Source organism: Actinomadura sp. BRA 177 (assembly GCF_013372625.1).
Taxonomy (GTDB): domain Bacteria; phylum Actinomycetota; class Actinomycetes; order Streptosporangiales; family Streptosporangiaceae; genus Spirillospora.
Genome location: NZ_JABXFD010000455.1, coordinates 1 through 10,980 on the forward strand (window position 1 = coordinate 1; position 10,980 = coordinate 10,980).

General features: G+C 72.8%; 10 protein-coding genes and 1 pseudogene. 2 read left to right on the top strand and 9 right to left on the bottom strand.

Going from position 1 to position 10,980, the window contains the following annotated elements:
- From HUX53_RS27045 to HUX53_RS27055, 3 genes and pseudogenes are all read right to left on the bottom strand, one after another.
- Nucleotides 1–640: pseudogene (locus HUX53_RS27045) on the bottom strand (hypothetical protein); the annotation flags it as partial.
- An 8-nt stretch (nucleotides 641–648) separates the two neighbouring features.
- Entirely contained in the window at nucleotides 649–1,644 is a 996-nt protein-coding gene (locus HUX53_RS27050) for a Gfo/Idh/MocA family oxidoreductase (RefSeq protein ID WP_176406041.1), read from the bottom strand.
- A gap of 231 nt (nucleotides 1,645–1,875) precedes the next feature.
- Entirely contained in the window at nucleotides 1,876–2,349 is a 474-nt protein-coding gene (locus tag HUX53_RS27055; RefSeq protein ID WP_176406042.1) for a CBS domain-containing protein, read from the bottom strand.
- A gap of 89 nt (nucleotides 2,350–2,438) precedes the next feature.
- Here HUX53_RS27055 and HUX53_RS27060 point away from each other — a divergent pair, with 89 nt between their 5' ends.
- Both HUX53_RS27060 and HUX53_RS27065 read left to right on the top strand, forming a co-directional pair.
- Nucleotides 2,439–3,470 (top strand): SDR family oxidoreductase, encoded by a 1,032-nt coding sequence (locus HUX53_RS27060; RefSeq protein WP_309237456.1) that lies wholly within the window; start codon nucleotides 2,439–2,441, stop codon nucleotides 3,468–3,470.
- A 54-nt stretch (nucleotides 3,471–3,524) separates the two neighbouring features.
- Nucleotides 3,525–5,330 (top strand): thiamine pyrophosphate-requiring protein, encoded by a 1,806-nt coding sequence (locus tag HUX53_RS27065; protein WP_176406043.1) that lies wholly within the window; start codon nucleotides 3,525–3,527, stop codon nucleotides 5,328–5,330.
- A gap of 91 nt (nucleotides 5,331–5,421) precedes the next feature.
- Here HUX53_RS27065 and HUX53_RS27070 read toward each other — a convergent pair whose 3' ends face one another.
- The 6 genes from HUX53_RS27070 to HUX53_RS27095 form a co-directional block, all read right to left on the bottom strand.
- Entirely contained in the window at nucleotides 5,422–6,018 is a 597-nt protein-coding gene (locus HUX53_RS27070; protein WP_309237457.1) for a TIGR00730 family Rossman fold protein, read from the bottom strand.
- Nucleotides 6,019–6,035: 17 nt separating this feature from the next.
- Nucleotides 6,036–7,637 (bottom strand): ABC transporter permease, encoded by a 1,602-nt coding sequence (locus HUX53_RS27075; protein WP_176406044.1) that lies wholly within the window; start codon nucleotides 7,635–7,637, stop codon nucleotides 6,036–6,038.
- Nucleotides 7,634–8,542, bottom strand: a complete 909-nt coding sequence (locus HUX53_RS27080; protein WP_176406045.1) for an ABC transporter ATP-binding protein — start codon at nucleotides 8,540–8,542, stop codon at nucleotides 7,634–7,636. Before HUX53_RS27080 ends, HUX53_RS27075 begins: the two co-directional genes overlap by 4 nt.
- Nucleotides 8,539–9,198 (bottom strand): TetR/AcrR family transcriptional regulator, encoded by a 660-nt coding sequence (locus HUX53_RS27085; protein WP_176406046.1) that lies wholly within the window; start codon nucleotides 9,196–9,198, stop codon nucleotides 8,539–8,541. Before HUX53_RS27085 ends, HUX53_RS27080 begins: the two co-directional genes overlap by 4 nt.
- 81 nt (nucleotides 9,199–9,279) lie before the next feature.
- Nucleotides 9,280–10,350: a trypsin-like peptidase domain-containing protein gene (locus tag HUX53_RS27090; protein WP_309237458.1), complete on the bottom strand. Its 1,071-nt coding sequence runs from the start codon at nucleotides 10,348–10,350 to the stop codon at nucleotides 9,280–9,282.
- An 89-nt stretch (nucleotides 10,351–10,439) separates the two neighbouring features.
- Nucleotides 10,440–10,980: anti-sigma factor (locus HUX53_RS27095; RefSeq protein WP_176406047.1), on the bottom strand; the 541-nt coding region annotated here is incomplete at its 5' end.

The following is a 10,980-nucleotide window of genomic DNA, read 5'->3' on the forward strand; positions in this document are numbered from 1 at the left end:
AGATGGGGATAGGGGCCGGGGGCGGGCCGGGCCCGATCGCGCCGAGCCGCCGGGTGGAGACGACGTGCCGCGCCACGCTGACGACGGCGAGCATCTTCTGCCCGTCGTTGGCGGCGTAGGCGGCGCACTGGGCGCTGTAGGCGAGGACGTGCGCGGTCCGGACGGCGCCGGGCATGCCGGTGAAGGACGGGATCCGCCGGGAGGCGAGCCCGAGCGCGTAGCCGACGGACGTCCCGGCGAGCGGGGCCGCGGCGCCGATGGCCAGGACGAGGGCGAGCCCGCGCCAGGAGACGTCCAGTCCCATGCCGAGCCCGGCGCCGCCGATGCCGCCGACGATCGCGAGGGTCAGGCTGGTCGGCAGGCCCCGCCGGGACAGCGCGGCGACGACGGCGAGCGCGACGGTCACGCCGAGCAGGAAGGCGAGCGCGCCGCGCCGGTCGCCGAGGTCCGTGAGCCCCTCGGTGAAGGTGCGCGCGACCGCGACCGTCCACTGCGGGACGAGCACGAGCGGCACCAGTACGAGCGCCATCAGCAGCGGCCCGGACGAGCGCGGGTAGCGGCCGCTCAGCCCGAGCAGCGCCGCGCCGTCGTTGACCCCGGTGACCCAGACGAAGGCCAGCGCCACCGCGGCGAACGCCATCGCCCAGATCATCGCAGCTCAGCCAGCGCGACCCGGCGGCCCTCGCGCAGCGACAGCGTGGCGGCCTCGGCGATGAGGAACGCCTCCAGCGCCTCGTCCACGGTGCACGGGCTGGGCGCGTTGCCCTTGGCCATCTCTAGGAACGTTCCAATCTCGTTCGCGTAGGCGGGGTCGAAGCGCTCCTGGAACTCCGTCCACGGGTCCCCGGACGGCCAGTCGACGCCGGGTTCGGCCGACCGCAGCGGCGCGCGCTCGTCCAGCCCGACCACCCAGGTGCCGGCGGTGCCCGCCAGCTCCATCCGGACGTCGTATCCGGCGCCGTTGTAGCGCGAGCCCTGCAGGGTGGCGATCGTCCCGTCGTCCATGACGAGGACGGCGGCGCTGGTGTCCACGTCGCTGGCCGCTGCGAAGTAGGCGTCGCCGCGGTTGGCGCCGACGGCGGTCACCGACTCGACCTCGCGGCCGGTGACCCAGCGCAGGACGTCGAAGTCGTGGATGTGGCAGTCGCGGAACATCCCGCCGGACGAGCGGACGTACTCGGCGGGCGGCGGCCCCGGGTCCGCGGTGACGAGGTGGACGCGGTGCAGCGCACCGAGGCGGCCGTCTAAAACGGCCTGCCTGGCCGCCGCGTAGCCGGCGTCGAACCGGCGCTGGAACCCGATGTGCACGGGGACGCCGGTCTTGGCGGCGCGGTCGCGGACGGCGAGGGTCGTGCGCAGGTCGGGGGCGACGGGCTTCTCGCAGAACGCGGGGACGCCCGCGTCGCAGGCGCGGCCGAGCAGGTCGGCGTGGGTGGACGTGGGCGTCGCGATGACGACCGCGTCGAGCCCGGCGCCGAGCACCGCGTCCGGGTCGCCGGCGCGGGCGCCCATCGGGCCGGCGAGCGCGGCGGCGCGGCGGACGTCGGCGTCGCCGATCAGCAGGGCGTCGACCTGGGGATGCCCGCCCAGGTACCGGGCGTGCCACGCCCCGATCCGTCCCGCGCCCAACAGTCCGACCCGCATGGTGCCTCCCATGGCCTGTCCGATCGGATGGCGAGTTCACCGGACGGACCGATGGTGGACACCGGCCGTTCACCTTCTCGTCATCTTCATGTGGCTTGAGGCACATTTGTAGCCCGCACTGGACCGGCAGTCAATACTTTGTACTTACATCTAGACGTTCTGACTTGAAGTCATCGCAACCTGACCGTCCGTCCGGCGGGGGCGGCGCGGACGGGTCGCGGGCGGTGCGGGTCAGCCGTCCCCGGGCGCGGGGAGGAGGCGGTTCAGCAGGTGGGCGGCGGTGACGACGCCGATCACGGCGCCCTTCTCGGGGTGCTCCTCGTCGTCGGAGACCGCCACCACCGGGCTCCGGGCGCCCGCCATGACGCTCGCGATCTCCATCACGGTCGCGTCCGGGCCGACGACGGGGAGCGTTTTCCGCTCGTCGTCCAGCAGATCGGCGACGCTGCGCTCGCCGAGCCTGGCGGCGAGCCGGTCGGCGTGGGGCTCGTCATAGACGCGGGCGAGGGTCGGATCGTCGCGGACGTGCGGCGGGACGATCTGGCGCAGCAGCCGGGAGCCGGGGACCACCGCGACCGCGCGCCGCCGGCCGTCCACCACGACGAGACCGGGAAGCGCCTGACCTGCGAGGAGGCGGGCGGCGTCCAGCGCGGAGTCGGCCGGGGTGACGGTGGGGTACTCGACGGCGAGTTGGCGGGCGCGCACGGCACGACGCTATCCGAGGACCGCCCGGCGGCACACCGGGCCGCGCGGGGCCCGCGTTAGGGAGGCCGTGGCGCGGGCAGTGGGACTAGGTGCTGACGAAACACAAGATCGACGAGGACAGCGTCGTCGTGCTCACCGGTGCGACCGGCGGCATCGGCCGCGCGGCCGCCGTGGCGTTCGCCCGGCGCGGCGCGAAGATCGCCCTCCTGGCGCGCGGCGAGAAGGGCCTGGACGGCGCCGTGGCCGACGTCGAGGCGGCCGGCGGTCGCGCGCTCCCCATCAGCGTCGACATGGCCGACCGCGACGGGGTCGAGGCGGCCGCGCGGAACGCCGAGGAAGAGCTCGGCCCCATCGACGTGTGGGTGAACGTCGCGTTCTCCTCGGTGCTCGCGCCGTTCTGGGACATCGAGCCGGACGAGTTCAAGCGCACCACCGAGGTCACCTACCTCGGCTACGTCAACGGCACCCGGGCCGCGCTGAAGCGGATGATGCCGCGCGACCGCGGCGTGATCGTCCAGTGCGGGTCGGCGATGGCCTACCGGGGGATCCCGCTGCAGAGCGCCTACTGCGGCGCCAAGCACGCCATCAAGGGGTTCCACGAGTCGCTGCGGACGGAGCTGATGCACGAGGGCAGCGGCGTGAAGGTGACGATGGTGCAGATGCCGGCGGTCAACACCCCCCAGTTCGACTGGGTGCTGTCGCGGCTGCGCAAGCGCCCGCAGCCCGTCCCGCCCATCTACCAGCCGGAGGTCGCGGCGGACGCGCTGCTGTACGCGGCGGAGCATCCGGCGCGCCGCGAGTACTGGGTCGGTGCCAGTTCGGTGGGCACGATCCTCGGCAACAAGCTCGCGGCCGGCCTGCTGGACCGCTACCTGGCGAGGACGGGCTTCGAGTCGCAGCACACGGACGAGGACGCGCGGCCGGACCGTCCCGCGAACCTGTGGGAGCCCGTCGACGACGCGGCCGGCGAGGACCACGGCGCCCACGGACGGTTCGACGAGCGGGCGCACGGCACCAGCCCGCAGCTGTGGGCGGGGCAGCACAAGTACCTGGTGGGGGCCGCGACGGCCGGTGCCGCCGCGGGCGCGGCGATCGGCGCGGCCAAGCTGCTGCGGCGCTGACAGGGCTGCTGCGGCGCTGACGGACACGACGACATCACGACTGAGGAGAGATCAATGGCGCAGCAAGTGGCCGACTACGTCCTCCACCGGCTGACGGAGTGGGGCATCAAGCGGGTCTACGGGTACCCGGGCGACGGCATCAACGGCATGCTCGGCGCGTTCGACCGCGCCGAGGGGAAACCCGAGTTCATCCAGACGCGGCACGAGGAGATGGCCGCGTTCATGGCGTGCGCGCACGCCAAGTTCACCGGCGAGGTCGGCGTCTGCACGGCGACGTCCGGTCCCGGCGCGATCCACCTGCTGAACGGGCTGTACGACGCCAAGCTGGACCACCAGCCGGTCGTCGCGATCATCGGGCAGCAGAAGCGGCTCTCCCAGGGCACCCACTACCAGCAGGAGGTGAACCTGGAGACGCTGTTCTCCGACGTGTCGGAGTACTGCCAGATCGTCATGCAGCCGGGGCAGATGCGGCACGTCATCGACCGGGCGTTCAAGACGGCGCTGACCACCCGCAGCGTCGCGACGATCATCATCCCGGAGGACATCCAGGAGTCGGAGGCGGTCACGTCGCCGCCGAAGGAGCACGGCTCGGTGTACTCCAGCGTCGGGTGGAGCCAGCCGCGCGTCCTGCCGAACAAGGAGGAGCTGCACAAGGCCGCGCAGATCCTGAACGAGGGCCAGAAGGTCGCGATGCTGGTCGGCCAGGGCGCGGCGAACGCGCAGTCCGAGCTGATCGAGACGGCCGAGCTGCTCGGCGCGGGCGTCGCCAAGGCGCTGCTCGGCCGCGAAGTCCTGCCGGACGACCTGCCGTTCGTGACCGGCCCGGTCGGGCTGCTCGGCTCCAAGGCCAGCGATGAGATGATCATGAACTGCGACGTGCTGTTCATGATCGGCACGAGCTTCCCGTACGCCGAGTGGCTGCCGGACGAGGGCAGCTGCAAGGGCGTCGAGATCGACATCGACGGCCGCATGATCGGCATCCGGTACCCGATGGACGCGCACGTCGTCGGAGACGCCAAGGAGACGCTCAAGGAGCTGATCCCGCTCCTGGAGCGCAAGAAGGACCGGTCCTGGCGCAAGGAGATCGAGGAGAACGTCAACACCTGGAACACGGTGATGGCCAAGCGCGCCGGGCAGAGCTTCGAGGGCAAGATCAACCCGCAGGCGGTCGCGCACGAGGTGTCCCCGCTGCTGCCGGACGGCGCCATCCTCACCGCCGACTCGGGGTCGGCCACCAACTGGTGGGCGCGGCACATCAAGCTCCGCGACGGGATGCAGGCGTCGCTGTCCGGGACGCTCGCCACGATGGGGCCCGGCGTCCCGTACGCGATCGCGGCGCGGTTCGCCTACCCCGACCGCCCGGTGATCTGCTTCGTCGGCGACGGCGCGTTCCAGATGAACGGCATGAACGAGATGCTCACCGTCAAGCGGTACGCCGAGCGGCTGGGCGGCTCCCCGCCGCTGATCTTCTGCGTGTTCAACAACCAGGACCTCAACCAGGTCACCTGGGAGCAGCGCGCGATGGGCGGCGACCCGAAGTTCAAGGGCTCGCAGAACATCCCGGACTTCCCGTACGCCGAGTACGCCGAGCTGTGCGGCCTCAAGGGCGTCTACTGCGACAAGCCCAAGAAGGTCACCGACGCCTGGAAGGAGGCCCTCGCCAGCGATCAGCCCGTCGTGCTGGAGTTCGTGGTCGACAACGAGATCGCGCCGATCCCGCCGCACATCATGAAGGACCAGGCCATGAAGACCATCAAGGCCGGCTTCAAGGACCCGCAGAAGATCGGCATCGCGGCCCGCGGCTTCCGGCAGAAGCTCACCGACATGTACGAGAACATGCCGGGCCGCAAGCACGACTGACCGGCGTCTGGAGCGGAGCTCCAGCGGAGCGGAAGACGCCGGTCAGTCGCTCTTGCCGGGGGGTGTGGGGGGTCGCCCCCCACAATGGGCACTAGAGCTGGGTTTCGGCGTAGTCCTCCGGCGAGAACTCGATGCGGGGCTGCGCCCGCTCCAGGAGGTCGAACGCCTCGGCGACGGTGGTCGTCCAGCCGATGGCGTCCCAGATCCCGGCGCGGGCGAAGCCCTGCTCGGTGAGGCTCACCATCAGCTCGCGGAGCGGGTCGTACACGCCGGTCGGGTCGAGGATGACGACGGGCTTCTCGTGCATGGCGAGGACGCGGGCCGTCCACACCTCGAACAGCTCCTCCAGCGTGCCGATGCCGCCGGGCAGGATGAGGAACGCGTCGCTGCGCCGGTCCATCTCGCCCTTGCGGGTGCGCATGTCGGACGTGATGACCAGCTCGTCGTTGTCCTCATCGGAGATCTCGACGCTGACCAGGCCCTCCGGGATCACCCCGGTGGTGCGGGCGCCGCCGGCCCGCGCGGCGCGGGCGACGGCGCCCATGCACGACACCTGGGCGCCGCCGCTGACCAGGCTGTGGCCGCGCCGGGCCAGCTCGGCGCCGGCCTCGGCGGCGAGGTCGCGGTGGCGGGGGTCGATCCTGCTGCTGGACGAACAGAACACGCAGATGGCAAGGGGCTTCGTCACCGGGCCAATCTTACGGCTCAGCGGGTCGCGAGGTCCCGGCGGCGGAAACTCGCCATGCCGAGGGCGGCCAGGACGGCGGCGAGGGCGGCCAGCCAGGCGAGCGGCGCGGCGCTGAAGTCCTGCCCGATCTTCGGGACGTGGGTGAACGGCGAGACGTCCATCGCCCACTGGTCCAGGCCGAGCGCGGCGCCGAAGAGCGTGATCAGCGCGCAGACCCCGACCGCCGCCCAGGAGCCGCCGGTCAGCCCGGGGACGAGCCCGAACAGCGCGACGGCGATCGCGGCGACCAGCCAGACGGCGGGCAGCTGCGCCAGCGCGGCGCCGAGGACGCGCGGCACCTCCCGGCCGGGGTCGCCGGTGTCCAGGCCGTGCGCCACCCCGGCGGCGAGCCCCGCGACCGTGAGGACGGCGACCGAGCCGAGCAGGGGGAACAGCAGGTGGCTCGCCGCCCAGCGCAGCCGTCCGGTCGCGGTGGCGAGCAGCGGTTCGGCGCGCTGCGCGGCCTCCTCGGTGCGCAGCCGCAGCGTGGCCGACACGGCGTAAGCGGACGCGATCAGCCCGACCATGCTCATTACCGAGGCGAAGTAGGCGTCGGTAATGCCGCTCTCGCCGCCGATCTGGGTGAAGATCTTGGCCAGGTCTGGATTGTCCTTGAGCATGTCCTGGACGCCGCCCGCGACGGCGCCGTACACGATCCCGAGCGCGGCGAACCCGGCGAGCCACCCGTAGAGGGGACGGCTTTGCAGCCGCCAGGCGAGGCCGAACGGTCCCGACAGCCGTCGCGACGCGGAAGCCGCCCCGAGCCGCGGCGGGAGGATGCCGGCGCCGACGTCCCGGCGCGCGGACAGCAGCCCGGCGGCGGCCACCAGCACGACGATGAGCGCGGCGGCGGGCGCCAGCGTCCACCAGTGCTCCCCGCCGTAGGCGCGGATCCGGTTGACCCAGCCGAGCGGCGACAGCCAGCCGAGCCACGACAGGGCGTTGCCCTCCCCGCCGACGTCGGCGGCCATCCGGACGGCGAACGCGGCGCCGAGCGCGGCGATCGCGGTCCCCCGGGCTGCGCCCGCGCCCTCGCTGAGCTGTGCGGTGACGCCCGCGACGGCGGCGAAGACGCAGCCGGCCGCGGCCATCTGCAGGCCGAACGCCAGCGACCCGGCGAACGGGAGGCCCTGCGCGGCCATCCCGGCGGTGAGCACGGCGCCGAGGACGAGGTTCGCCGCCATCGTCACGATGAGGGCGGCGGCCAGCCCGGCGCCGCGCCCGGTGACGGTGGCGCCGAGCAGCTCCCGGCGCCCCGCCTCCTCCTCGGTGCGGGTGTGCCGGACGACGGTGAGCGCGCTGATCAGCCCGATCACCACCGGGATGAACCCGGAGCGCTGCGCGATGATGCTGCCGAGGTCGGTGTCGTACAGCGGCCCGTAGAGGGCGAGGAACGTCGGGTTGTTGCCCGTCGTCCGGGCGTACTGGAGCCGGTCGGCGGCCTCCGGGTACAGGCTGTCGGTCGCGCCGACGAACCCGAGCGGGATCACCGCGATCCAGAGCACCCAGGCGGGCAGCAGGAACCGGTCGCGGCGCAGGATCAGCCGTACCAGCCCACCGGTACCGGTCAGCGCGGTCACAGGCCGGCCTCCTGCAACTCGTCCTTGTAGTGGCGCAGGAACAGCTCCTCCAGCGTCGGCGGACGGCTGACCAGGCTGCGGACGCCGATGCCGGTGAGCATGCGCAGCGCGGTGTCGAGCTGCGGCGTGTCCACCTCGAACTTGATGGTAGTGCCGTCGATCTCGATGTCGTGGGCGCCGGGCAGCGCCAGGCCGTCCGGCGGGGACGCCAGTTCCGCGTGGATCGAGGTGCGCGTCAGGTGCCGCAGCTCGTCGAGGGTGCCGGACTCCACCGCGACGCCGTTCCGGATGATCGTCACGCGGTCGCAGAGCGCCTCGACCTCGGACAGGATGTGGCTGGACAGCAGCACCGTCCGGCCCGCGCGCCGCTCCTCGCGGACGCACTCCTGGAAGACCTCCTCCATGAGCGGGTCGAGGCCGGAGGTCGGCTCGTCCAGCAGCAGCAGCTCGGCGTCGGACGCGAGCGCCGCGATCAGCCCGACCTTCTGCCGGTTGCCCTTGGAGTAGGCGCGGCCCTTCTTGCGCGGGTCCAGCTCGAACCGGTCGAGGAGCTCGGCCCGGCGGCGCGCGTCCAGGCCGCCGCGCATCCGGCCGAGCAGGTCGATGACCTCGCCGCCGGACAGGTTCGGCCACAGCGTCACGTCGCCGGGCACGTAGGCGAGCCGCCGGTGCAGCTCGGTCGCGTCCCGCCAGGGGTCGCCGCCCAGCAGCCGGACGGTGCCCGCGTCGGCGCGCAGCAGGCCGAGCAGCACCCTGATCGTGGTCGACTTCCCGCTGCCGTTCGGGCCGAGGAAGCCGTGCACCTCGCCGGGCCGGACGGTCAGGTCGAGACCGTCCAGCGCGCGCGTCCGCCCGAAGCTTTTGACCAGGCCGGATACGGATATCGGAGGCGTGTTCGCGGTCACCGGTTCTCCTTGTGGGGGGCCTGCCCGCCGGCGGCGAGCATGTTCTTGAGCGCGGCGCGCGCCTGGTCGACCAGCTCCGGCGACATGAGGTCGTCGCTGAGGATCTCCAGTGCCGCGAGCGCCATCCGGGGGTAGCCCTCGGGCGTCAGGGTGTCGGCGCCGAGGGCCCGGGACAGGTGCTCGTGCAGGACGACCATGCCGACGCTCATCGCGGTCATGACGGTCGCGTAGGCGTGCAGGTCGTCGGTGTCGGGCTTGGACATGCCGGGAGACCCGCGCTCCAGGATCTCCTCGGAGAACGCGACCGCGTCGTCGAAGAGCGTGTTCGCGGCCTGTGAGCCGTCGGTCAGCGCGCGGGCCAGGTAGCGCTGGACGGGCAGGGCCGTCCGCATGGCGATGCTCAGGAAGTTCGGGTCGCCCATCCCGCCGCCGAGGGCCTCCTGCTTCGTCTCGCGGATGGTCTCGATGACGTACTCGTCGCACGCCCGGCGCAGCGCCTCCTTCGTCCCGAAGTGGTGCTGCACCAGGGCGGGCGAGACACCGGCGGCCTTCGCGATGCCGCGGATCGTCGCGCCCTTCGCGCCGTGCTCGGCGAACTCCAGCATCGCCGCGTCCCGGATCCGGGCCCGTCCGGTCAGGTCCTCGTGCCGCGCCATCCGCCCCACCTGTACGCATGTTCAGTGGCCTGTACAGTCGTACACTGTACCCCTGTACAGGCCACCGTCAAGCGGTGCGGGTCAGCCGCCGCCGGGCAGCTCCCCGAGCGTCACGTCGACGGTCTTCTTCGAGCCGTCCTGCTGCTGGACCTCGACCTTCGCCGTGTCGCCCGGCTTGAGGTTCGCGAGCACCGACGACAGCGCCGTCTGGTCGGGCGTCGCGGTGCCGTTCACCGAGAGGATCAGGTCGCCGGGCCGGATGCCCGCCTTCGCGGCGCCGCTGCCGTTCTGCACGTCCACGACGGCGACCGCGGTCCGCCGCCCGCTCTGCGGGTCGACGATCGTGCGGACCGTCACGCCGAGCGCCGCCCGGCCGGAGTTCGCCACCTTCCCGCTCTCGATGAGCTGCGGGACGATCAGCTTCACGGTGTTGCTCGGCGTCGCGAACCCGATGCCGGCCGCCTGCCCGCCGACCGACGGATCCGACGCGGCGGCCGTCGGGATGCCGATCACCTGCCCGTTCAGCGTGACGAGGGCGCCGCCGCTGTTGCCCGGGTTGATCGCCGCGCTCGTCTGGATGGCGTCGGCGATCGTCGACCCCTGGAAGTCGCCCTCCCCCTTGGTCGAGACCGTCCGGTGCAGCGCGGAGACGATCCCGTTCGTCACGCTCCCGGCCAGCCCCAGCGGGTTCCCCATCGCGAGGACGATCTGCCCGACCTCCGCCTTGCCCGAGTCGCCCCACGACGCCGGCTTGAGGTTCCCGCCGTTCACCTTGATGACGGCGAGGTCGTCGGCCGCGAACGCGCCCACCAGGTCGGCATCCAGGGTCGCGCCCCCACCGGACGACGTCACCTGGATCTTCCGCGCCCCGGCGACCACGTGCGCGTTCGTCACGATGTGGCCCTGCCCGTCGTACACGACGCCGGACCCCTCCGCCTGGTCGGTCTGGATCTTCACGACCGACGGCAGCACGGCGTCCACGACCTGCTCGTACTGCTGCTGCAGCTCCGTCGCCGACCCGCTGACCGGCGCCGACGTCTTCGCCGACGACGTCGCGGCGTTCTCGCCGCCGCCCCCGCCGCTGCATCCCGCGAGCGCGAGCATCCCCGCCACCGCCACCGCGCAGGCCCTGACCTTCGCGTTCCTGTCCACGCTCCACCTCCGGAAAAGACAGTTCCCGCCAGCCGGAGATCAGGCGTGGAAGAGGTCACGATTTTGCTTCACCGTGGCGCGACGCGGCCTCAACCGAGCCGGAGGGTGAGGAACGGCGCGCTCGTCGGCCGCGGCGAGCCGCCGGCGGGTTCCACGGTGATGCCCAGCTGCCGGGCGTCGCCCAGGCCGGACGCGATGAGCGGCCGGTCGGCGGACGGCCGCAGCAGACCCGCCGAACGCGGCGCGGCGGCGCCCAGGAACCACAGCTGGTACGTCTTCGCGGACGGCAGCGAACCGAGCCGGGCCGCGGTGACGACCGCCTTGTTCAGGGATCGGGACGACACGACGGTCACCGTGCCGTCGCCCCGCGTCCCGGCGGTGGCCACCCGGGCGTCGGGGGCGGACATCACGGCGGTGATCCGCCGGTTGAGCGCCTGCGCGCGCTCCGCGTCGCCGTGGAAGTGCGCGGCCGTGACGCCGCCGGCGAGGGCGAGGACCAGGCAGGCCGCGGCGGCGAGCCAGCCGGGCCACCGTCCCGGCGCGGGCGGCAGCCGGCGGGTGAGCCGGGGCGGCGACTGCCGCGTCCGGGCGATCTCGGCGAGGACGCGGCCGCGCAGCGCGGGCGCGTCC